We start from the raw sequence: 23,650 nt of genomic DNA, 5'->3' as shown, positions 1-23,650 counted from the left end.
TTGTGCACATAAACAAGCCTATCGTTGAATCTTTCGCTCGCCATATCAGCGGGCGTTGTCTTTTAAACGGCCAGGACGCACCCTTTGTTTCGTTTAGCGTGGAAGCCAATGGCTTTCGCGGTGCAGGAACCTTTGACCTTACCCTTGCCATCTCAGCACTGCCGCCAGTCATGCAATTATTGAACTGGTGGGCTTTACAAAAGACGATACGGGTAGAGCTTTTCATCTCGGTCATCACCCATTCCGGTATTGATGAGAAAAAGCACATGACGGGAAACATCGATACCTGGCATTACGATCCAGCACGCTTTGAAATTGTTGCAGAGGGCCGGGATTTCATTGCGAAGCTGATTGATGCAAAGACCTCTGGTGAATGCTTCAAAAATCTCACCAGTTCTCAGATAGTCACCACGCTGGCACAGCGTCACGGCCTGACGCCGGTGATCACCGCCACAAACAGACGGGTGGGTGAATATTACCAGATTGATACAGCACACATGACAGGCGAGCAGACCGAATGGGACGTCATTACGACACTGGCAAGTATTGAGAATTACTCGGTTTATATAGACGGCGATTGCCTGCACTTTGAACCCCTACGTGCTCATACTGACAAAAGCAACTATGTCATACGCTGGCAGCCGCCGGGTATGCAGGCATATCCACAGTGCAATATCTCTGATGATCTCTCTTTTTCACGTGCGCTGACCATTACGAAAGGGGTGACAGTTGAAATAATGAGCTGGAACGCAAAGCTCAAAAATAAGCAGTTTAAAGTCTCCTACCCAAAGGCAACCAAAGGCACTTCGCCTGGTAAAGCCACTGCAAAAACGCAAGTCTATCGCCTCATACGGAACGGATTAACGCCCGAAGCCGCCCAGGTGTTGGCTCAGTCTGTTTATCACCAAATCGTTCAGCATGAGATGAAATTCACAGGTTCCACAGCAGGCGATAATCTTCTCATGCCAGATACGCCTGTTCGAATTGAAGGGACACAAAGCCCTTTCGATCAGGTTTATCTCTGCGACAAGGTAAGACGCACATTGAGCTGGGATGCGGGTTACAGGATGAATATTTCTGGCAAAAACCAAAGCCCTGCACTGGAAGTAGAGTGATGAAAGTTCTACTGAATGCCATCGCGGCGACAGCCCGTCAGAGTCTAGCAGGTAAAAACGCTATACGGCAGGGCGTCATCACCGCCTATGATCCGAACTGTTACGCTGTGAAAGTTCAGCTTCAGCCGACCGGAGAAGAAACAGGCTGGATCCCACTTAGTTCTCCCTGGGTTGGTAACGGATGGGGACTGGCTGCCGGGCCGATGATGGGTGCAGTGGTAGAGGTAGAGTTTGATTCTGGTCTGATGGGTGTGGGAATGGGCACATGCCAATTTTACAACGATGCAGACCGCTGCCCGGGTCCGCCTTCCGGCGAATTCTGGCTGGTGCACCAGAGCGGCTCAATGCTGAAGTTTCTCAACAGCGGTGAAGTTCTGCTGAGTGCCAAAGACAAACTCATTTATGACGCTCCGGCACATCACTTTACCGGTGGCGACGTAACAATGGACGGAAATCTGACCGTCGTTAAGGACATTCGCGATAACAATGATCGCTACGGCCATGTTCATCGTATCCGGACCGTCTACGAGGGGCACACCCATCTCGAGAAAGGGAAAGGACTTAATACCCAGCCACCGAATCAACAATTCACATCGACCTAATGGTAGTTACACATGCACGACATCTTTCACGTCATTGGGGGAGACCTCGCAGTTTCATCTACAGGGTCACTACTGACATCATCGGGCAGTGAACGAGCGAAGCAAAGAATCTTTCGTCGGCTTCTGACCAATCCTGGCGACTATGTTTTCCACCCCACTTATGGCGCGGGTTTGGGTAAAAAGGTTGGAGAAGCAGTCAAACCAGGGGAATGGAAGGCATTAATTACTGGACAGATGCTGCTGGAAGAGACCGTCGCCAGCAAACCGCCACCAGAGGTAAAGCTCACACGTTTTGAGGAGGGTGTAAGCGTTTCCGTAACCTACACAGATGCGTTAAGCGGTTCTCAGAAAACACTGAGCTTTGACATCACAAGGTGAGATTATGGCATTACTTAACATCAAGTCTTTTTCGGAGCTTGTTCGGGAACAGGTCACCGCTATCCAGGCGAGATCGTTTAACATGGTGGACTTCTCCATCGGCAGTATTCTAAGGTCTCTTGCTGAATCGAATGCCGGTGTAACCATGTGGATTCAGCAGTTGATTGTGAAACTGCTGGTAACGACCCGCGCAGCAACCTGTTCGGGTGAAGAACTGGACAGTTGGATGGCGGATTTCAGCTTTTCCCGCCTTTCTTCCGTCCAGGCCACAGGATTGGTGACGTTCAGCCGCTTTACGGCGACCAGTCAGGCGCTGATTCCCTTAGGCGCAAAGGTCAGTACAACAGACGGAAGCCAGCACTATTCTGTTATCGCTGACACCTCGAGTGATGCCTGGAATCCCGAGCAGTCAGGTTATGTTATCGCTGCAGGCATCCGTTCCCTGGTAGTACCTGTGCAAGCGGACATAGCGGGTGCTGAGGGTAATGCGCAGCCGGGAACGGTTACAGTCATTTCCGGGACAATCCTCTACGTAGACACAGTAACCAACACTCATGCGTTTGTTAATGGCAAGAATGCAGAGGGAGATGACAGCTATCGGGCGAGGTTTGTGCTGTGGATCGACTCACTGTCTAAAGCCACAAAAGCGGCTATCGGCTTTGCTATCAGTAATCTTCAGAATGGGGTCAGTTATACCCTCACGGAAAATGCCGCGTGGGATGGTTCGTATCAGCCTGGTTATTTTTATGCCGTGGTAGACGATGGCAGTGGTACCCCGGATGCAGCCTTTGTCCGACGGGCAGCTATGGTCATTGAAAAAGCCCGGGGATTTACCGTCACGTTTGGTGTATTTCCTCCAGATGTAATCAAAGCCGATGTTGTTCTGGTAATCACTACCGATGACACAGCGAATCACGGCGACATTGTCATGCAGGTCAGAACAGCGATTGTTCAGTTCATCGGCAGCCTGGCGCTGGGGAAACTGCTGGCATATACCCAACTGGTAAAGGTGGCTTACAGTGCCAGTCCGCTGGTGACCAATGTTTCGTCACTGACGCTGAATGGAGGCAACGCCGATATGGCAGCTTCGCACAGGCAGGTTATTCGTCCCGGCACGATTAAGGTGAGCTGAATGGCCAGAGGCGATCAACAGGACTTTTACAACCGGCTTCAAACCCTACTTCCTGCTGGCTGGTTTGCAGACGAAAGTCCGGTTCTGCACGGCACGCTGACAGCATGCGCGAAATCGCTTTCTTGGTGCTATGCACTTTATCTTTATGCCCGGGCGCAGACACGACTGGCATCGGCCAGTAATGGCTGGCTCGACCTCGCTGCGTGTGACTTTTTAGGCAGCACCCTTACCAGGCCCGCAGGGATGACCGACGAGCAGTTCCGTAATCTGATCAGAACGAATCTGCTGCGGGAGCGAGGCACGCGCCAGGCGATTATCCAGGTGCTTGAGACATTAACCGGAAGTCGACCAGATGTGTTTGAGCCCTTACACCTTGCAGATACGGGCGCGTATGGCGCACCGGCAATCGGATATGGTGCAACTGGCGGCTATGGATCGCGTTATCTGCCTTATCAGGCATTTGTCGTGGTCAGGCGTCCTAAAGGTGAAGGCATCCCTTGGGTTGCTGGCTACCACATCCCATCATCCGGCTACAGCATAGCATCACGTGGCGAATATATATCCAGGAACATGTTCATCGGCGGAATTACGGATGCGCAGATTTATTCCGCTGTCGCGGCCGTCAAAATGGAAGGGACGCTCGTCTGGGTAAAGTTGGTGTAAACCATGCTGCTAATGAGATGAACAGATCAACCCGCATTTGTCTGAATAAAGCTCTGTCAATAATTGTTGATAAAACAACCTTGCTCATTTATTACTAATAGTATTATATTCACTGTATAGATACCCATAACAACGTTGATTTCGATCATATGTCGTTAATGGATGCCTAACCTCTGCATACAGAGCTCTGGGAAGGAGGTAACATGTTGAATCTTAAAAAGTTTATTAAAGCAGCATCTGAGCCCGATCGAGTAATGGATTTGTTTGTGAAAAATCGTTGGGACACGAGAGAAAATCCGGCTGGTGGAGAAACCAGCGAGAGATACTACTTTGACCGTAGTGGCGCCTTACGTATCAACCTAAATAACAAGGATGTGCAAAGCGCGATTGCACACAACGTGCGGGTGCTTGCTGAGAAAAAATAGTAAAGGTGACTCATGAGCGCGGCACTCATCGTTATTGTTTTGGTGTGTGGCTATCTTTATATCAATAGTCACATACCATCAAAACATAAATTCAAAAAATCTACGGGTTGGCAATCATATTTTCAGGTCGCTCTTAAAGGTTCTTATTACGTTTTCATCTCTTTCATCATTCTTTTCGTTACATGGGTTTTTCTCCTTGCGACGATGTGGCTTTTGAATACCCCGCTGTTATTCACTGACAGATACAAAGCTTTCACTTATGCCTACGACATTTTGAACGTTAAGTTTGTTGGCCTGAATCTGCCATTCGTTTTATTAGTTGCCACCACAGCCTTACTGAGCTTTGTGGAATCCAAAAACGAAGAAAAAAAGCTGAGGAATAATGATGAAAGATTAAGGTTATACAAGGAGATAGCCAACGCAAATCCTATAGAGGCTATTCTGCTTGAATCAATGACAAGTAATCAAAATCTGATGGTTTCTATATCAATGAAGTCTCGCAAAGTCTACATTGGCATTGTGCACGAAGCCAGGTTAGAGGACCATGACACTGATACTATAGTGGTCATCCCATTTTTAAGCGGTTATCGTGATAAAGACACGCTCAGCTTTGTTGAAGAAGTCAACTACGCAGAACACTATAGCGATTGCGGTATTACTTACGACTCTTCTCCACTGAGTTTGTCACAATATCGACACGTCATACCACGAGACCAAATTGAATCGGTATCATTGTTTAATTCAGATATGTATACGCGATTTAAGCGAAAGAAAAAGTATTATCGAGCATCATTTATACGTCACAAGCTCAAAGACCTCTGAGCTAATGATTGTTTAAACTACTAAACCTTAACTAATTACTAAACCCGCTACGGCGGGTTTTTTTATAGGGTAACTATGGATCGTCAGATTGTTTATCCGGGTGCTATTCCGCTCGAAACTGACCTGCTTAATACCAATAAATTCGCCATGACAGGTATGGCAAAGCTGGCTGTGGCCGTGCTGGGTTCCGATACATGTCTTTATGGCCTGCATTGTACGCCCGACAGTCCTGCATCCTTGCGTGTCATTGTTGGCCCCGGTCAGATTTATAGCTTACAGAATATGGATAACTCACCGTATTCCTCACTCCCCGCAGATACGTCGCAGCTCATCCTGAAGCAGGGACTCATCTGTGAAGCAACCCCGCTCACGCTCACCGCGCCTGCTTCTGCAGGTCACAGCATGAATTACTTGGTGCAGGTCGGGTATGAGGATGTAGATTCTGACGAAACAATACTGCCTTATTACAATGCGGCAAACCCTGCTGTGGCCTACAGCGGGCCCGGTAACTCAGGTAAAGCTCAGCCGGGGAAACGGTCAGGTGTCTGCCGCCTGGTATTAAAAGCAGGTGTGTCATCGCCTACAGGGTCACAGGTTACACCTCAGCCTGATGCAGGATACGTTGCGGCATGGGGAATTACCGTCACGGCGGGCATGAGTGCAATTACGGAAGCCAGTATTTTCATGATTGAGGGGGCACCGTTTCTGCCGTCATCTGGCATATATCCCTCCATCCAGCAATGCGTATCGACATTTGCTCTCGACAGCGGTACAGCAAATCGTTATGCAGCAGCTTTTAAGCCCGTACCTGCAGAGCTGACGGAAGGCATGCGACTCACCTTTAAAGCCAGAGAGGCTAACACAGGAACCTGCACGTTTTCGGTGAACGGAGGTAAAGCCTACCCGCTTTATTCGCATGCGCATCAGGAGTTAGAGGGTGGAGAAATTATCAACGGCGGACTCATTGAAGTTCAATGGAACAGCTCCTTAAACGCCTGGCTGATGTGCGGAAATACAGGCGGGGCAACACCGGTATCAGAGGCACAAAAACCCCATCATGCCATCAGTCTCGCACAGGCTGACAAACGCTATCTGGAGAACAATAAAGGCTACAGTAAGGATGATGCAGCGAAAGATTTCCTGTCGAAAAAAGGCGGTGTAGTGACCGGCGAACTTGATATTAAGGGGAAACTGACGGCTGAGAAAATCATCATGGGGAAGATGACATTCAGTGAGGACGGAAATATCAATGGACCGCGATGGAAAACTCAAGAGTCCCAGGAAAATGGCTATTTATCCAGTTGGGTGATGGCAGAACTGAAAAAGATAAGTGACAAGATCATCCCTTTACCTTCAACAGAAGAGATTACAAAAAACTGCATTAAGAGTGTACGGCTTGGAGCTGAGGTCAGGAAAAAAGGGGAGGCTGTTACGTTTGAAGCAGGTTATGTGATAACGGGGTTCAAAAATCCTGGCAAGGTAAAAAAAGGATATGAATTTACAGCCCGGCCCATACAAATTTTTGTTGAAGACAAATGGCAGACAATCAAGTAGAGGTATATCCATGATTAATATGAAGAACTTTAAACCGGGAAAGCCGGTTACTGCTGATGATATTACAAGCCAAAAAAACTATGGGCTGACTTTCCTTTTTGATGATGCGGGGCATGAATGGTATGCAAGTCAGCGTTTATACGCTGCCGATACTTTAAAAATTGCATACGATCAGCAGGGCACAATTTGGTGCTTAAGTACCGATGTATCAAAAATCTGGCCAGTTTATATGAGCGTAGCCGAAATAGCGTATGATGATCAAAGTCGTCAAATTGATAACAGCGGACTTTGGAAATACGTTGGTGGGAACGTAACAAAGATTCCAGCTGATGAGGTTTTTGAACATACAGAAGATAAAAAGGTATATTTGTTAGAGGAGGCTGTAACGAAAATTATGCCCGGCATGGCAAAACTATTGCTGAAAAAACAACTTTCCGCTGAAGAGTCTGACCTGCTGCAAAAACGGCTGAATTATCTTGATCAGCTTAATAACCTTGACCTTAAAGCTGAAAGATCAACTGTCTGGCCAGAATGGCCAAAATGAATTTTACGAAAATGACACTGTTCAAAAGGGTGAAAGCCTGATTTCATTTTATAAAAATAAGTCTTTAGAAAAACGAAACTTAGGCGGGTAATAAAATAACGGAGCTTGACTGAACAATTTTTATTTGAGTAGTTTATGTCCTAAACTTGTCCGAATAGATTCGATATTGTTTATAACTAATTGATTATTATAGCGCGGATTGATAAGTATTGCGACCTTAATTTAAGAGCAGGCGCGGCGTAATTTATTGATAAATGGGTGTTTTTTATCATTAATTCATGAATGCGTTTTATATACAGGGTAATGCCTGCAGTGGAAATTGCAATGAAAATTCATGGGCATCTGAAAATGTGTGAAATTTACGCGGCGTTCTTCTGTATTTTTTACACCAACGCCTATTTATATTTTAGTGTGAAACCTCAGAATTTTAGCTATTGGACGATTCAATACATTGCCAGGCAACCTGCAATCGGCGTGATACTCAGTTGGGCACCTGTAATTTTTGCGCCCCTGCCAGCAGTTGCTCCAGCACGTCAATACGATGCCGGTGTGGTGTTGTGATGGCAAAGAAGCGCTCCTGCAGTTCATCTGACTGGCCCACGGAGACAAGAATGCCGGCGCGTAGCTCATCCTGAACCACAACCTCGGGCAACACGGTGAGCCAGCCGCTGTCGCGGGCGATCAGACGCAGCATCGCCATGTCGTCCACCTCGGCTCGCAGTCTTGGCGTCACGCCGGCCTTAGAACATAAAGCATCAAATTGCGCACGCAGGGCATGGCGCGGGCCGGGCAGGGCAATCTCCACGCCATCCAGGTCTTCCGGGATGCGCAGGCTTTGTGACGCCCATCTGCTCGCGGGGCCGACGACGGAGATAGACTGGCTGCCCAGGAACACGCAGCGCAACGGACGATCGGGATCGGCAGGTACTGTCTCATTAGCCAGCACCACATCCAGCTTATGCTGCGTCAGCCTGACCAGCAGGCCCTCCAGTAATCCGGACTCCAGTGTCAGTACTATGGCAGGGTCGGTAAGCGCGGGCCGAATCCAGTTTTCCTGATAATTGCGCGACAGCGTTGCCACGCTGCCCACGCGTAACCGTGTAACACCGGCTGACGTGCCTTTTAACCGTCCCAACATCTCCTGGCTCAGACCAAAGATGTTGTCGGCATAGGCCATAACCAGCTGACCTGTGTCTGTCAGCATCAGACGGCGACCTTTACGGATTAACAAACTTTCTCCAAGTCGATCCTCCAGTTGCCGAATTTGCACTGAAACGGCCGATTGCGAGGTGGCCAACTCTTCGGCAGCCCGCGTCAGATGCCCAAGCCTGGCCACGCGCCAGAAATAATAAAGGTGATGAAAATTCAACTGGTTGAGGTTCATTGTTCGTTTTTTAATATTGAAATGTGCAAATAAATATATTTTACAGAATAGTTCGGGTCAATGATCATACGGCTAATTAAGCGTATGAGGGAAATACAATGAATATCCTTGATGTTCTGCATCTGGTCTGTTTTTTGGCGCCTGCATTTTTAATGGCCGCATTAGCGGGGCTGACGCGGTTTAGTTGGATTACCACGCCGATGCTTTGGCGTGTATTACAGGGAGTTTCGTTGAGTACCATTGCCTTAACCGGACTGTGTCTTGCCGCGGGCATCAGTGGTACGCAATGGGCGGGCGTAATAATGGCAACCTCTTTTGGCCTGGTTTTGGCTTTACTGGTACAAGTGCTGGGTAAGGTTATCGCTTCATTTTCTGCGCGTTACCTTGAAGGGGAAGCCAATCAGCGAGGCTATATTGGCGCACTGGCCGTTGTGCTGTGCAGCGTGCATCTGCTCGTGATCGCCGATAACTGGCTGCTGCTCATCGCGGCCTGGGCCGCAGTCGGTGTGGCACTTCAGCACTTGCTTTGCTTTTATCCCGATCGGCCTTTTGCGCGGCTTGCGGCACACAAAAAGCACATTGCGGATCGCATGGCTGACGTGATGTTGCTTGGCGCTGCCGCGCTCGCCTGGTGGGATGTAGGTAGTTTCTCGCTGTCAGCTCTGGGGATGCATATCGCTCAGCATGGCATGTCCCTGTCCTTACAGGCGAGCGCCGTTCTGCTCGTAATGGCGGTCATCCTTCGTACGGCCTTGCTACCCGTGCATGGCTGGTTGATACAGGTGATGGAGGCGCCAACACCGGTATCCGCACTCTTGCATGCTGGCGTCGTCAATCTGGGTGGCTTCGTGCTTATTCGCTTCGCACCCATGTTAGATCAGGCAAACGCTGCGCGCATCCTGTTGCTGATTTTCGCGCTGGCGACCGCTGTGCTGGCAGGCATTGTCATGTTGACTCGCATCAGTATTAAAGTGCGGTTGGCCTGGTCGACCGTTGCGCAGATGGGCTTCATGCTGCTCGAATGCGCGCTTGGCCTTTATACGCTGGCGGCACTGCATCTGATTGGCCATTCACTCTATAAAGCCCATGCTTTCCTGTCGGCCTCGGAAGGTGTAAGAGACACTCGCCTGCAGGCTTTGCACCGGGCCGCTTTGCCCAGCACCCTTAGCGTGTTTTTTGCCCCCGTGCTGACAATTACCGCCGTGTTTCTGGTGCTGATGCTCTCAGGTCTTGCCGCCTGGCCCTGGTGGTGGAGTGTGGTGCTTGGTATGGCCTGGGCACCGTTACTGTGGTTACCCGAGGCTTCAGAGGGCGGGTCTGGAAAGTCGGCGCAGCTTCTTTTCGGGTGCGTCACGGTGATCGGTCTGACGACAGTTGCGCTGTCAGCACATGCGCTGCCGCTTGGCCTGCAGGATATGCCGGATGACAGTCTGGGTCTGATCGCGCTGGCAGGGATGGCGGCCCTGTACCTCTGTCAGGTGTTATTGCAAAAGCAGCCGCAACACCTGTCGCGCTTGCGTCAATGGAGTTATGCGGGTTTTTACCTTGACGAAGCCTTCACACGTCTGGCGCTGCGCTTATGGCCAGCTAACCTCACATCACGGGTTTCCATACACGTTGAACCTGAAGTGCCAACCGCGCCTGTTGCTGACAGGCTGAGCTGAACCATACGAATAAACTGGAGAGCCTACTGATGGATACCTTAGTCAATAACGAAAAAACCGGTTCGGCGAGCCTGACGCAATCGACACAAAACGCCTGTTCCCGGCATGCTGCAATTGAGCAGGCTTGCAGCCAGGCCTGCCAGGCGATTGCACCAACATGGCCGCTGGATCGCGCCATTGCTGTCAACCCTCACTGGTCGCGTATTGGCATGCCGGTACGCAGGGTGGCCGCCCGGATGGCGGTACTCGGCGGTATCCAGGTATTCCCATCGCGCGATCAGCAGTTCCTGGCCTGGCGCGAGGGCCGTATCAGCCTTGCCGATCTCAATCTGGCGCTACATCAGCTGCCCGAAGCACAAGCGACCGGTCTGACGGCTGAACAGTGCCTGGATGCGTTACAGGCAAGAACCTCACCAGTGCAATTGCCGCTGCTAATCGACGTGCTCGACAACGATCCTGATCGGCATCAGAGATTATCCTGGCGGCAGGCTATCACGCACCAGGTTGGTCAAACCTGCGCCGCCTACTTCGATGAAGATCAGGCGAACTGGCAACCTCAGCGACAGGGCTTATATGCCTTCTGGCGGGATACGCTGGGACACGATCAGGGTATCGGTTTGTTAATGGGGTTGCCCCATATCACAAATGCCATCAATGCCTTACCCGATAATGCTACCGATGCGGAGCGTTGGCTTATCGCACGTCTGGGCCTGCCTGAAGCTGTATGGGCGGATTATCTGGAATCGGTACTGCTTACCGTGAATGGGTGGGCTTCCTGGTGTGCCTGTCTGAGCTGGCAGGCGGGACTGGCGGGGGGTAAGGACCCACACCTGCGCGAGTTGCTGACGATTCGCTTAGCCTGGGGCGTAATCCTGTTGGAATGCAAAGATGATGCAGCAACCCGGCACGCGCTTGCTTCGCTTCAGCACGCCTGGAAACAGGCTCACCAGGTGCTGGATGCGGCGGAACAGGCGATGCTGGTTGACGAAGTATGGCAACTGGCGCTGGAGATTGGCTATCAGCGTGAGTTGGCACATCGGCTGGCCTCGGCAAACGGTCATGGTACGGAACATCAGGCAATCGAAGCCCAGGCTGCTTTCTGCATTGATGTGCGCAGTGAACCGTTGCGCCGTGCGCTTGAGACCGTGAGTGCTGGTATACAGACCATCGGTTTTGCAGGATTCTTTGGCCTTCCCGTTGCCTACACACCGCTGGGCACGCAAGCCCGCCGTCCCCAGTTACCCGGCTTACTTGCGCCTTCCATAGAGGTCGCTGACCGTATCGTGGAGGCGGGTTCGCAATATAAAGCCGATGCGGCACTGCAAAGCCAGGCCAGTCGTTCGCGTCACGCCCGATTTGCCATGGCCGATCAATGGAATGCGATTAGCCGCTGGCCGGGGGCTGCCTTCTCGTTTGTGGAAGCGGTTGGACTGGGCTACTCGGTCAAGCTGGTAAACTGGTTACGCCCGGGCAAAAAAGCACGTGCCAGAGATGATCTTGCTGGCTTACCTGCGCGGTTTCGGGAGACGTGCCGCCCACAACTGGTTGGGCTGGATACTGAGGCTAAAGTTAAGCTCGCTGCCGGGGTTCTTCACGCCATGGGCCTGGAACAGCATCTGGCACCTATAGTGCTCCTCGTGGGACATGGCAGCCAGTCAGCTAACAATGCCCACGCAGCGGCACTGGACTGTGGTGCCTGTTGTGGCCAGACCGGTGAAGTGAATGCACGCAGCCTGGCGCAATTGCTTAACGAACCACAGGTTCGCCAGGGGCTGCAAGCGCAAGGAACAGTGATTCCGGACTCTACGACGTTTGTGGCCGCCCTGCATAACACGACTACCGATGAAATCGAGTGGTTTGATCTCGATTTGTTGCCGCAAAGTGCGCGCGCCCGCTGTGAGCGATTGCAACCAATTTTTAATCAAGCCAGTGATCAGGTCCGCCGCGAGCGGGCCCCCGCCCTTAAGCTGGACCCGCGTGCGCCCGAAGATGTGTTGCTCGGACAACTACGCCGTCGCGCTAATGACGGGGCACAAACCCGTCCCGAATGGGGTCTTTCGGGCAACGCAGCCTTTCTTATTGCCCCTCGTCACAGAAGTCGTGGCGTAGTCCTGGGCGGGCGCAGCTTTCTGCATGACTACGATGCGAGTCAGGATAGTGATGGCAGTCTACTGGAAGGCCTGATGACCGCACCCATGCTGGTCACACACTGGATCAACTGGCAGTACCACGCGTCAACATGCGATCCGCAAAGGTTGGGGAGCGGCAATAAGGTGCTGCACAACGTAGTGGGGGGCCGCATCGGTGTCTTTGAGGGCAATGGCGGCGATCTGCGGATCGGTTTATCACGTCAGTCGCTCCATGACGGCGAGCACTGGATGCACGAGCCGTTGCGCCTGACCGTTGTTATCGACGCGCCGCAAAATGCCATTGACGCAGTGATTGGTAAGCATGAGGTTATCCGGAAACTGCTCGATAACGGCTGGCTCCATCTCTGGCGCTTTGAAGAGGCAGGTCTGGCACGCTATGCACAGGGTAACTGGCTCCCACTGAGTCTGGAGAGTCTATAAGAACGCCTGTGTACTAAGGCCTTCGCTAAAAAATGAAGCGACTGTCTGCCAGACCAAAAAGTTACAGTGTAACTAACCGGTGATTTTTTATTCTGTACAAAGGGGCAACTGTCCCTTTTTACAGGCATAAAAATCGTTCCAACCATTTTCAGAATAACGCGAGCAGGCCAGTTAACGGCCTGCATTTTTTTGCCGGTAAGCTGACGTTCAGCATGACGTGGCGATCAATCCTGTATTGCACACGAAATTAATGGGTGTTTAAAGAGTGATGTCTGGCTAACCGACTGAAAAGTAGTGCTTTATCGATGTCATTCAGGCGGCAGAATTAACGACTGTCGTCAGGGTAAACAGGCGAGTCGTCCACATGCAGCACGGCCATAGCCGTCACCTTCAGCCTGTGTCTTGCGGTGGCGAAAGAGGAAATCGTATTGACAGAGAGCAGCGATAATTCATTACACAACGTTTTTAATAATGTCGACATGCCAGTACGGAATTTTAGTACGCCATCGGGCGGTCTGTAGGCCATAATACGCATTCGGACATTTATTGCAGTGAATGCTTATTTTGCCGATATCATAAGAAGATAGTACAACCCTTGTAACACAGCGCGATGCAACGCATGTCAAACTCATCTCCGGGAACAACGTAATGCGATCACTAATTATCATGGGCCTGGTGTGGGTTCTTGCTGCATGTTCTAACTCTGTGGGACACAATTTCGATACGGCGACTATTCAGAAGATTAAACCCGGTCAGACGACACGCGCGGAGCTCATTCGTATGTTTGGACCGCCTGATACAGAATCACCTTATCCCAACGGGCAGCAGGTCATGATGTGGAAATACAGTCAGGCCAGAGCCCTGGATACATCGGCGGGAAAGACGCTTACTGTGCAAACTCAAAACGGACGAGTTTTTAACTATACGTTTAGCAAGAGCTGAAGCGGCTGGTGTTACGCGCAATTGTTTCATTTTCAATGTAAGAGTGCAGTGCCGCTGTATCAAATGCATTCTGACCACATGGTCAACCCGAGAGTGCCTTGTTATCGTTAATCTCTCCTGTATCCCGAGGCAGGTATTGCAGAGATCTTGCTGGCGGTGCGCCTCATAATTTATGGCAGGGGGCGCACTCATGAAGCGGTAGCACGACGATCAGAACCCCGTAATTTATCTGCGCCTCCTGATATTAGTGAAACTGTCTCACTTGCTATTACAGCGCCTGTTCATCTGAACGTGCGTAGAGGTTTCCTGCCCGGATCTCCGTACAGCGAATAGCTGTCGAAGACACAAAACGCATCGTGGAATTTTTGACCGCATACTTTTCAGTTAGCTGACGTATCCCATTCATCGTCTTTATCTTCTGAAATAGCGCTATTGTGGAAATAATCCATCATTTATCGCGTTGTTCTCTGCGGGTTTATTAACCAGTCCATTTAAAAATAATGAGAGTCTTTTCCTTAATGACTTTCTTAAAAAGCGTACAGCGCTACCATTGTGACTCCAGACTTAACAGGTCTGGAGTCACAGACTGTTGGAAGGTAGAATCTGGCCGACAGTTTTACGATCAGGAGAGGCAGTGGCAGAAATTTTGACAGAAATGACATCGCCGCATGTGGGCCGTCACGTTATGTGTTGGCTCAATCAGATCAGACATGCTTCCTTGTCTGATCTGGATAATTTTGGCGACGAAGGAACAGTGGAGCAGGTTATCCGCGTGTGGGTAAAACTGTCGTTGCTTGTCACCCGACGTCGTCCCGAAATTGCCATATCATCACTACTCAGGCATGTGTTGCCGAATATTGGCACTTTACCGCTAAAAAACCTGACGCGTTTACGATTAAACAGGCTCTATAACGTCCTGATTTCTGAAGGTAAAAAAGAGGAAGCCCGGCGCGTTTTTGCTCTGACTAAACAGTTTTTGTCCTGGGCCGAAATGCAGGGTTACCTGGCGCATTCGCCCGTGGCTTCACTGAGGAAACGTGATATTGCGGGCCGTGCGTCACCTCCACGAAGCCGGCAACTGTCAGACGCGGAGATTTGGGTTTTCTGGCATGGTCTGGATAACTGGTCGTTGTCAGAACAGGTACGCTGGGCCTTACGTCTGTGTCTGGTCAGTGCCCGTCGGCCTGACGAAGTTGTTCAGGCGCGGAAATCAGAATTTAATCTGCAATCCGGATTATGGAAGCAGGGAACACGTAACAAGTCCCAGCGCGAACATACTTTACCCATTTCAGCGTTAATGCGCCGTTGTATTGAGGCCTTAATTGCCGCCAGCGATCCGGCTTCTCCCTGGCTCGTACCTGCGCCGCGTGATGTTATGCAGCCGCTTTCGAAAGGTGCGCTGAATCAGGCACTGCGCCGGATGTTACGTGCGCCTCGGGGATTAGGGCTGGAACCTTTCACGCCGCGTGATTTACGTCGAACGGCACGTTCGAAACTCGCCGCGCTGGACACGCCAAACGATGTGGCAAGAAAAATTATGAATCATGCATTAGAGGGAATTGATCGGGTTTACGATACGCATGATTATGTTGTGCAAATGCGGACTGCGCTGGAGCGGTATTCAGAAACGGTTGAGCGTATTACTGAAAGCGACAGCTACCATCATCTCCCTCATCGGTATGAGAATGAGACGCTACAATTAGCCAGTTCATCAATAATGATGATGAGCAGATAATCTCTTAAAACAATGTTTCCAATAAAATGCGCGGTATCGAAATCAATACCGCGCATGTTGTCAGATCAGGAAATCGTCAAGCGAACCGCCAGCGTCCAGCGCCTTTTTAATTGGCGATGGTGTACGGCCCTGGCCTGTCCACGATTTAGTTTCACCGTTTTCATCGGTATAGCGATATTTAGCAGGGCGAGGTGCGCGCTTAGCTTTTGTTTTTGTCTCTGTGGGCAAATCAACCAGTTCAGAAATATCAATGCCGTCATTCATCAGCATTTCTTTATACTTAGCTAACTTATCTGCTTTCTCGCGCAGCATAGCTTGCTCAGCTTCTTCTTCTTCACGGCGTTCAGCGACAACGACAGAAAGCTTTTCGAGCATTTCATTTAACACATCAAGCTCAATTTCCCGGGCTTGTGCGCGTAGAATACGAAGGTTATTTAATGCTTTGAGCGCATCCATTGGTTAATCCTTAAATTACAGCGAATATTTAAACAGGGTCATTCTACGAAAAATAATCAAGGAAAGAAATATCTCTTCTGTCTGAAATGTACAAATTTGTTACCGCTTAGGATTATTACGGCATTTTAAACGCATTAAACATACATAAAATTTAAATGCCAGACGCATTGTCAGCGCCTTTTTCGTTGAGGTCCAGGTGATAAACGGTAGCATATTACGGTGACGTATTGAAAATAACGCCCATTTATTTACTTAAAAAAGCAATAAAAATCAGTGTGTAATGCATTGCCTCCTTACCAGTTACAGGGATATTACGGCATAATAAAGTCGCTTCATTCCAGCGCAGGTAAATGATAACGTCAGGTTAATAATTCCCCATGATAAATTGTCCTAATCTTCATTCTGCTCCAAAATGGTTGTGTCTTAATCGCCGGATAATGCGTTAACCGTCTTGTTCATTCCTGTTCACGGGATTAGTTTTTGTGAAGCCAGACGATTACTGAAGTCTGCAACTTTTCTTACAGGACAAATCCTTCTTTTAACACGGTTAGTCAGCGCAATATAGATCGCTATGATGGATAACATTGTGGGTACGCGCGCCTGTCTGTCTTAAGGATTAATCACACATTTCGTGCTGTAAAGCAGAGCTATAAGCGGAGCGTTGACAAGTGACGGCAAGAATAAAAACGGGTAGCTAATATCATCCTGATGGCCTCTCTCCGTCACTGTACTTAAAGCCAGTCGGGAGGTTATCGTCGCTATAAGAATTTATCAGATCAACAACATTTATATGGCTGCGGACGTGATGCCGTTTGCTTATGAAAACACAACGTATTGCTGCCATTAGATTCTTGCACTTTTCGCTAAGGCGGATATTGTCATCTTTTCCGCTATGGGATGCTTTTCATTCCACGTCTGAAAAGTGAGTCGCTCTGTCTGACAGAATAACGTGCAGGGGGTTTCTGGAACCATTCAAAACCGCTTTTCACAAAAACATGCGTAGTGCGGCGTCTTTATCATTTTCCTCAGGATGAATTTTGAAATGCCGGAAGGGTGAACAGTCGGTGTGAAGGGCGGCACTGGTCTGCACATGCCGTACATTAGCAATAAAAGATATAAACGTTCATCGCTGCCGTTTGCAAAACAGCTTTGCCACCGATAAATACACAGGTCCTTGTCAGGGCGTCACGTCCGACTTTCTTCCCGATTCTTTTATACAGCCTCGCCAGAGCACTCTCTGCCAGTGAAAGACAAGTTCAGCCCCTGACGAGTGATGCGGCTTTGACGAACGGAACAGAGAGCGCAGGATAAACGGCTTATGCTATGCGTAATATTTTCGATTCATCTGTCAGGCACTGGATGGAAAATAAAACGTTAGTGACTTGATACTGTCAGTACTATGATGACGCCCGCATCAGTCTGGCTGGCGAACAGAGCCCCTGAAAGAACTTCGCGGCCGGTTTCTCTGTGGCTTACGGTATTTTCGCGCTTTGGAAAGGTGCAAAAACGCAGACGATGCGCAAAAGATTGTGTGTCTTTAAATAGCCAATGCAGCGGGTGCTTATTAAACGGAGCGGTGTTTTACATCATGCCTTATTCGGACTTATTCACGTCCTGCGTTGTTCTGTTTTATCCGCTCTACTCTGTAACCCCGCGTTTTGCGCAAATGTTCACGCCAGAAAGGCGCGAATTTGCGCTACACTCACCAGCGATAACCTCTTGTTCTGTCTCAATGATAAATTTGACTGAGGCAGCGTAATCAACGTGGAAGAAGCATGAAAATCAGATTCCTTTCGGCCAATGAGCAAAAACTGGCGGAGGTCCGCGGAATACTGGAACCTGTGGGCGTGGACGTCGTACCCATCGCGCGTCGCATTGAAGAAATTCAAACGGAAAATGAACTGGATTTAGTGCGAGATAAACTGACGAAGGCCTTCTCTATTATCGGACGTCCGCTTTTTGTTGAGCACACCGGGCTGTATCTGGATGGCCTGAATGGTTTGCCTGCGGGGCTGACGCGTATTTTCTGGAATCGCCTCGGTGCCGATCGCTTTGCATCGCTGGTACAGGGCCTCGACAGTCAGGGTGTAACCGCTAAAACCGTACTGGGTTATTGCGACGGACGCAAAATGTACCAGTTTTTCGGCGAATTGCGCGGCACTATTGCACCTGAACCTGCCGGTCCCCATGGATTCCAGTGGGACTGTATCTTTATTCCCGAAGGATACGATCAAACCTTCGCTGAGATGGGCGAGAAGAAAAACGAAATTTCCAACCGTCGCATTGCGCTGGATCGTTTTGCTGCCTTTTTAAAAACTGCACGAGGCGTGGCATGAAACCTGAGCTCAAACGCGCATACGATTCCGGCAAGCTCATTCTGTTTGCCGGAGCCGGTCTTTCCCGTAATCTCGGCCTGCCTGAATGGCATGAGCTTATCGCTCATCTGGCTAATGAACTGGGGTACGATCCGAAAATTTTTAATACTTACGGTACGCACCTCTCTCTGGCTGAGTACTACAAGCAGAAAAAAGGTTCGTTAGGACCGTTACGAAGCTGGATGGATCGCGAATGGCACCGGCCTGATATTGATGTCCGCAGCTCTGAAATTCATACCATGATCACTCAGGGCAACTTTTCACGCATCTATACCACGAATTACGATCGGTGGCTGGAAGCCGCGCATGAGGCCCATGGCGTGCCTTATTCAAAAGTGGCGAATGCAGCCGATCTGGTTTCACTCACCGAAGATAAACGTCATATCATCAAACTTCATGGCGACTTTGATGACGATACTTCTATCGTACTGGATGAAAGCAGCTACTTTGAACGCCTCTATTTTGATTCGCCGTTAGATATCAAGCTGACCCATGATGTCATGGGCAATTCGGTTTTGTTTGTTGGCTACAGCATCAGTGATTTTAATATTCGTCTGCTCTTCTATCGGCTGACAAAAATGTGGGGGCGCACAGGCCTGGCAACCGCCCGACCCAAATCTTACCTTTTTACCAATCGCAATAACCCGGTGGCAAAAGAAGTATTGGGGCAATGGGGAATCGAAATGATCGTGTCGGAAGAGGACGATCCCCGTAAAGCGCTGGCTGAGTTTATGGAAGAATTACTGGCCTGATGCACACCGAATGGCGTAAGCAGAGCAGGTTTAACCGTTGTGTCTTTTCTTCACTGGAAAACGTCGCCGACTGTGTTATACTGTATAAATAAACAGTATGTGAGGGCAATAAAATGGCTGTCGAAACCAAATTTGTAGTAGTCAGAAAGGGTGAAGAGAAGATGACATTTGCCAATAAGAAAGAGGCCGATGCCTACGACAAAATGCTGGATATGGCAGAGGCGTTCACCGACTGGTTACTGGCACACCAGGCCGATATGGACGAATCGCAGGCTGAAACCTTAGGGTTGTTGCTGGCAGAGCAAAAAGACGCGGTACAGCATATTCTTCGCACCAGCAAATTACCTGGCACGGCGCAAAATGTGTCAGAAACAGCTGACGCGACTGCGCAAAGTGAGAAAAAAGTCCGCGCCGTTAAAGCGGCCTGATGGTTCATTCCTGGCAGTTCATTACCTGTGAACTGCCCGCCTGTTATCCCGCACAACGCTCTCTCCATAACGCTTCGCGCGCATTGACTGGTTTGCGCCGTGCTTGCCTGCATTACGATCAGCCAGTCAAATGTGTGATGGCAAAAGCGTAGTGATGGAGATATCTGGCAAGCCAGCCAAAACAAAGCGCAGAGCTGTGAAGCCAGCCAGTATGATTCCACATGAATAAGTCCGGTTTTTCATCCCGCCAAAAAAGAGGGCACAAACTGACATATTTTTTCCGCCCGTTTATTGTTTCAGGTCAAAATCATCGCGATAAGTTACCAAAATTTCACTTTCCCGCCCGGTGTTCAGACGACATCGTGACGATCGCCACGCGTTGTGGGATGAGAAATGACTAAAAAAGTGACGCTGTTATCGCTGATATTGCGAGCCTGATGTTTTGCGCCGGGGGGAATTTCAATTCCCTGTTGCGTCTGCAGATGATGCACCACACCTTCCACCTCAAGGCTGAGCTGGCCTTCCAGCACAAAAAAGAACTGCCGCGATCGCACATGATAATGCCGTATTTCATGTGTTGCAGGCGGCATCTGCTCATAAATAATGCTCAGATCGTGTCTTTTAAGCAGATGCCAACCCTCACACTGCCCACCCCAGAAATAATGTTCTGCGTTCTCTTTCGAAATCATGCGCTTTCCCCCTGATGATGAACGTTGTGATTAAGGTCTGACTTGAGTCATGAGAATTAAAGTTCGTTTATTGAGCGCCGATAGATCCTTAAGGAACATAAAAGCGTCTGTCTGGCAGGGAAGTCAATTAAGCCGATCGATTTCAGGGGAATCCGCATGACTTCTCAACCCGCAAAAAAAACACTGACCACCCGCAACCAGATGCTGCTTGCCGGTGGCCTGACTATTACGCTTGGTTTTACCGTCACTATTGGCGTCCTGAGCTGGCAATCGGCAAAAGAGCAAAAAAACTTAGCGGAAAATTATCTTCAACAGATTGCACAAAGTCGCGGCCTGCAGATTCAGCAAGAGCTGAGTTACGCACGCGATATGGCACACAGCCTTGGCCAAAGCCTGATTGCTTTACCAAAAGCGGGCGTTAATGACCGGAAAATTGCCGACAAAATTATGGAGTATTCCCTCAGGGCCAACCCTGACTATCTCTCTATGTCCGTGATTTTTGAACCTGACGCGTTTGACGGTCGCGATGCGGAGTTTGTTGGTCAGAAAGGACAGCCACCTCAGGGGCGCTATGCCTGGTTTGTTGACCGCGATCAGTCCGGCAACTATGCCATGCATCCGCTGCTCTCCTATTTGACGCCTGGCCAGGGGGATTATTATCTTGTCCCTCAACAGTCGCGTAAAGATACCCTGATAGAGCCCTACAGCTACCCGTACAACGGCGTGCCAACCTTACTGACCTCGGTTGCCTCACCCATTATCGATCAAGGCAAGCTCATGGCGGTGGTCACATCGGATATTTCGCTTGCGTCATTACAGCAAAAAGTGAACCAGATAAAACCCTGGCAGGATACGGGTTATGCGCTGTTGCTTTCGAACAGTGGCAAAGTGGTATCTTCACCTGTCAAAAATGACGCTGGTAAGGAATGGAAAGGCGACAAAGACAATTTTACCCGTCAGATCGTCGAACATGATGATCCGGTGTTGGGTGAAAGAGCCATGTACACCTGGTATCCGGTGGTGACAGGCAACAGCGATAAGCCCTGGTATGTGGGAATTGTCGCCCCTGTCAGCCAGGTCATGGCCGCCGCGAACCGCCAGCTCTATTGGGCTATCGGTTTAATGCTTGTGAGCATCCTGCTGGTAGGTGCCGTACTGGGGTTATTGTTTAATCGCAAAGTAATGCGCCCGCTTGGTGGCGAACCCGCAGAAGCAGCCCGCATTGCGCTGGCCGTTGCGGAAGGCAAACTCAGCAATGACATTAAGGTCGCGCACGGTGACAACGCCAGCCTGTTTTACGCCCTGCACACCATGCAGAGCCAGTTGCAATCCATTGTGGGCCAGATTAAAGATGCCAGCGCGTCTGTCAGAGAGGGGGCCAGTGAGATAGCCAGCGGCAACCTGGATTTAGCCTCGCGCACCGAACAACAAGCGGCAGCACTGGAAGAGACAGCAGCCAGCATGGAACAAATCAGCGCCACGGTTCGCCTGAACGCGGATAACGCCCAGCAGGCTACGCACCTGACCGGAAATGCGACAACCATTGCCAGCCGGGGCGAAAACCTGGTGGGCCAGGTGGTACAGACCATGTCGCAAATTGATGACAGCTCAAAGAAAATTGGCGATATCACGACCATGATCAACAGCATTGCCTTCCAGACCAATATCCTGGCGCTCAACGCAGCCGTTGAGGCGGCCAGGGCGGGCGAGCAGGGGCGCGGATTTGCGGTAGTGGCCTCTGAGGTCAGAAACCTGGCGCAACGCAGTGCCGGTGCGGTTAAAGACATTGCCGCGCTTATTGAGGAGTCCAGTGCCCGGGTACAAAGCGGCGTCACGCTGGTCAATGAGGCAGGAAAAACGATGCATGAAATGACCCAGGCTGTCTCCTCTGTACAAAGTATCATCAACGAAATCGTTGCCGCGTCAGATGAACAGGCGCGAGGAATTAGTCAGGTGACGATTGCGGTAAATGAAATGGACGGAACAACGCAGCAAAACGCGGCTTTGGTGCAACAAATGTCGGCGGCAGCCAGTTCGCTTGAAGATCAGGCGCAACAGCTGGCCCAGACGGTGCAGCAATTCCGTTAAGTGAAAGCCGCTGAATAAAAACAACCCGCGCACATCGCGGGTTGTTTTTTTACTGGCTTAGCCCGGATAGATACCGCGATCTTTACGGGCCATCAGAATACGCTCACAGGCAACGATATAGGCTGCGGTGCGCAGAGAGCAGTCTTTCTCTTTGGCTTTTTCCCAAACGTGAATCATGGCTTCAGTCATGATTTTATCAGACCGTTTATTAATCTCGTCTTCACTCCAGAAGAAACTGGCCATATCCTGCACCCATTCGAAGTAACTGACCGTCACACCGCCGGCGTTACAGATAACGTCTGGGACCACAATCACGCCACGGTTTGCCAGCACATCGTCAGCATCGGGATAGGTAGGACCGTTGGCACCTTCAAGGACCAGTTTACAGCTCAGGGTCTCAGCGCGTTCACGGGTAATCTGACCCTCAAGGGCTGCCGGAATGAGAATATCCATTTCCGTGTGCCAGAAGGCCTCTTTATCAATGATTTGTGCGCCTTTGAAGCCAGCAATCTGTTTGTTTTCGGCCTGCCATTGCGTCAGTGCATCCATATCAATACCGTCGGCATTGAACAGGGTAGCGGTATGATCCTGAATCACCACGACGCGTGCGCCAGCCTGGCTGAACAGACGTGCCGCTTCACTGCCAACGTTACCGAAGCCCTGAACGGCGACGCGCGCACCTTCAATCTCAATACCGGCACGGCGCGCCACTTCGCGACCTGTAACAAATACGCCGCGACCGGTGGCTTTTTCGCGACCCAGCGATCCACCCAGGTGAATAGGTTTACCTGTCACGACGCCCGTCACGGTGGTGCCCAGATTCATGGAGTAGGTATCCATCATCCAGGCCATCACTTTACCGTTGGTACCGACATCGGGTGCCGGAATGTCTTTTTGTGGACCGATGATGATACCAATTTCGCTGGTATAGCGGCGGGTTAAACGCTCAAGCTCACCTTCAGACAATTTGAAGGGATCTACACGAATCCCGCCTTTAGCACCACCATAAGGCAGGTTCACAGCGGCACATTTGATGGTCATCCAGGCGGAGAGTGCCATGACTTCATTCAGGTCAACATCCGGATGATAGCGGATTCCGCCTTTGCCGGGGCCGCGTGACAGATTATGTTGAACACGGTAACCCTCGAAATGACGAATCGTACCGTCATCCATTTGCAAAGGAATATCAACGATTAAGGCACGTTTAGGATGACGTAACGTATCGATCCAGCGAGAGAGATCGCCCAAATAAGGGGCAACGCGATCGATTTGTTGAAGGTAGGTAGACCAGGCGGATGTACTACTGTCAGACGCGTAAGATAACTTATCCAT

General features: G+C 50.1%; 21 protein-coding genes. 16 read left to right on the top strand and 5 right to left on the bottom strand.

What is annotated here, in order from left to right:
- Positions 1 to 2 precede the first annotated feature (2 nt).
- From GC090_RS20010 to GC090_RS19970, 9 genes are all read left to right on the top strand, one after another.
- On the top strand, positions 3 to 1,115 hold the full coding sequence (locus tag GC090_RS20010) for a phage late control D family protein (RefSeq protein ID WP_172913206.1): 1,113 nt from the start codon (positions 3 to 5) through the stop codon (positions 1,113 to 1,115).
- Positions 1,115 to 1,717: a baseplate assembly protein gene (locus GC090_RS20005; RefSeq protein ID WP_172913205.1), complete on the top strand. Its 603-nt coding sequence runs from the start codon at positions 1,115 to 1,117 to the stop codon at positions 1,715 to 1,717. The genes GC090_RS20010 and GC090_RS20005 overlap by 1 nt, the downstream gene beginning before the upstream one ends.
- Before the next feature lie 12 nt (positions 1,718 to 1,729).
- Positions 1,730 to 2,095 carry a phage tail protein gene (locus GC090_RS20000; protein WP_324021794.1) on the top strand — a complete coding sequence of 122 codons (366 nt, stop codon included), beginning with the start codon at positions 1,730 to 1,732 and terminating at the stop codon, positions 2,093 to 2,095.
- Between the two features lie 4 nt (positions 2,096 to 2,099).
- Positions 2,100 to 3,227, top strand: a complete 1,128-nt coding sequence (locus GC090_RS19995) for a baseplate J/gp47 family protein (protein ID WP_172913203.1) — start codon at positions 2,100 to 2,102, stop codon at positions 3,225 to 3,227.
- The gene (locus GC090_RS19990; RefSeq protein WP_172913202.1) at positions 3,228 to 3,890 is read left to right on the top strand and encodes a UCP028438 family phage-derived protein; all 663 of its coding nucleotides are present in this window, start codon (positions 3,228 to 3,230) and stop codon (positions 3,888 to 3,890) included.
- 203 nt (positions 3,891 to 4,093) lie between these two features.
- Positions 4,094 to 4,315: a hypothetical protein gene (locus tag GC090_RS19985; protein ID WP_172913201.1), complete on the top strand. Its 222-nt coding sequence runs from the start codon at positions 4,094 to 4,096 to the stop codon at positions 4,313 to 4,315.
- Positions 4,316 to 4,327: 12 nt separating this feature from the next.
- Positions 4,328 to 5,137: a hypothetical protein gene (locus tag GC090_RS19980; protein WP_172913200.1), complete on the top strand. Its 810-nt coding sequence runs from the start codon at positions 4,328 to 4,330 to the stop codon at positions 5,135 to 5,137.
- Positions 5,138 to 5,212: 75 nt separating this feature from the next.
- Positions 5,213 to 6,691, top strand: a complete 1,479-nt coding sequence (locus GC090_RS19975; RefSeq protein ID WP_324021792.1) for a hypothetical protein — start codon at positions 5,213 to 5,215, stop codon at positions 6,689 to 6,691.
- A gap of 10 nt (positions 6,692 to 6,701) precedes the next feature.
- Complete coding sequence (locus GC090_RS19970) at positions 6,702 to 7,235, top strand: tail fiber assembly protein (RefSeq protein ID WP_324021790.1); 534 nt, start codon at positions 6,702 to 6,704, stop codon at positions 7,233 to 7,235.
- Between the two features lie 481 nt (positions 7,236 to 7,716).
- Here the strand turns inward: GC090_RS19970 and GC090_RS19965 are convergent, their stop codons facing one another.
- Positions 7,717 to 8,619 carry a LysR family transcriptional regulator gene (locus GC090_RS19965; RefSeq protein WP_324021789.1) on the bottom strand — a complete coding sequence of 301 codons (903 nt, stop codon included), beginning with the start codon at positions 8,617 to 8,619 and terminating at the stop codon, positions 7,717 to 7,719.
- A 98-nt stretch (positions 8,620 to 8,717) separates the two neighbouring features.
- Here GC090_RS19965 and GC090_RS19960 point away from each other — a divergent pair, with 98 nt between their 5' ends.
- Positions 8,718 to 10,283 carry an NADH-quinone oxidoreductase subunit L gene (locus GC090_RS19960; RefSeq protein WP_324021787.1) on the top strand — a complete coding sequence of 522 codons (1,566 nt, stop codon included), beginning with the start codon at positions 8,718 to 8,720 and terminating at the stop codon, positions 10,281 to 10,283.
- Positions 10,284 to 10,312: 29 nt separating this feature from the next.
- On the top strand, positions 10,313 to 12,853 hold the full coding sequence (locus tag GC090_RS19955; protein WP_324021785.1) for a YbcC family protein: 2,541 nt from the start codon (positions 10,313 to 10,315) through the stop codon (positions 12,851 to 12,853).
- A 325-nt stretch (positions 12,854 to 13,178) separates the two neighbouring features.
- On the opposite strand, the gene GC090_RS19950 is transcribed toward GC090_RS19955, so the two are convergent.
- Positions 13,179 to 13,379 carry a hypothetical protein gene (locus GC090_RS19950; RefSeq protein WP_324021783.1) on the bottom strand — a complete coding sequence of 67 codons (201 nt, stop codon included), beginning with the start codon at positions 13,377 to 13,379 and terminating at the stop codon, positions 13,179 to 13,181.
- A gap of 1,071 nt (positions 13,380 to 14,450) precedes the next feature.
- On the opposite strand from GC090_RS19950, the gene GC090_RS19945 reads away from it, so the two are divergent.
- On the top strand, positions 14,451 to 15,530 hold the full coding sequence (locus tag GC090_RS19945; RefSeq protein WP_039339626.1) for a tyrosine-type recombinase/integrase: 1,080 nt from the start codon (positions 14,451 to 14,453) through the stop codon (positions 15,528 to 15,530).
- A 60-nt stretch (positions 15,531 to 15,590) separates the two neighbouring features.
- Here GC090_RS19945 and GC090_RS19940 read toward each other — a convergent pair whose 3' ends face one another.
- Positions 15,591 to 15,986, bottom strand: coding sequence for an H-NS family histone-like protein (locus tag GC090_RS19940; protein WP_006121986.1), 396 nt, complete (start codon positions 15,984 to 15,986; stop codon positions 15,591 to 15,593).
- Between the two features lie 1,775 nt (positions 15,987 to 17,761).
- Here GC090_RS19940 and GC090_RS19935 point away from each other — a divergent pair.
- The 3 genes from GC090_RS19935 to GC090_RS19925 all read left to right on the top strand — a co-directional run bounded on the left by GC090_RS19935 (position 17,762) and on the right by GC090_RS19925 (position 19,541).
- Positions 17,762 to 18,322, top strand: coding sequence for a non-canonical purine NTP pyrophosphatase (locus tag GC090_RS19935; RefSeq protein ID WP_033742402.1), 561 nt, complete (start codon positions 17,762 to 17,764; stop codon positions 18,320 to 18,322).
- Positions 18,319 to 19,113 (top strand): SIR2 family protein, encoded by a 795-nt coding sequence (locus tag GC090_RS19930; RefSeq protein WP_033742404.1) that lies wholly within the window; start codon positions 18,319 to 18,321, stop codon positions 19,111 to 19,113. The genes GC090_RS19935 and GC090_RS19930 overlap by 4 nt, the downstream gene beginning before the upstream one ends.
- Positions 19,114 to 19,226: 113 nt before the next feature.
- The gene (locus tag GC090_RS19925; RefSeq protein ID WP_006121982.1) at positions 19,227 to 19,541 is read left to right on the top strand and encodes a YebG family protein; all 315 of its coding nucleotides are present in this window, start codon (positions 19,227 to 19,229) and stop codon (positions 19,539 to 19,541) included.
- Positions 19,542 to 19,891: 350 nt separating this feature from the next.
- Here GC090_RS19925 and GC090_RS19920 read toward each other — a convergent pair whose 3' ends face one another.
- A complete protein-coding gene (locus tag GC090_RS19920; RefSeq protein ID WP_324021781.1) occupies positions 19,892 to 20,230 on the bottom strand; it encodes a cupin domain-containing protein in 339 nt (112 codons plus the stop codon).
- Positions 20,231 to 20,386: 156 nt separating this feature from the next.
- Here GC090_RS19920 and GC090_RS19915 point away from each other — a divergent pair, with 156 nt between their 5' ends.
- Positions 20,387 to 22,318, top strand: a complete 1,932-nt coding sequence (locus tag GC090_RS19915; protein WP_324021779.1) for a methyl-accepting chemotaxis protein — start codon at positions 20,387 to 20,389, stop codon at positions 22,316 to 22,318.
- Positions 22,319 to 22,375: 57 nt separating this feature from the next.
- Here GC090_RS19915 and GC090_RS19910 read toward each other — a convergent pair whose 3' ends face one another.
- Positions 22,376 to 23,650 carry a Glu/Leu/Phe/Val family dehydrogenase gene (locus GC090_RS19910; protein WP_162286546.1) on the bottom strand — a complete coding sequence of 425 codons (1,275 nt, stop codon included), beginning with the start codon at positions 23,648 to 23,650 and terminating at the stop codon, positions 22,376 to 22,378.

This window comes from Pantoea sp. JZ29, from assembly GCF_035190385.1.
Lineage (GTDB): Bacteria > Pseudomonadota > Gammaproteobacteria > Enterobacterales > Enterobacteriaceae > Pantoea > Pantoea stewartii.
Note: the sequence above shows the minus strand (reverse complement) of the source record. Positions and strands in the feature narration are given on the sequence as shown.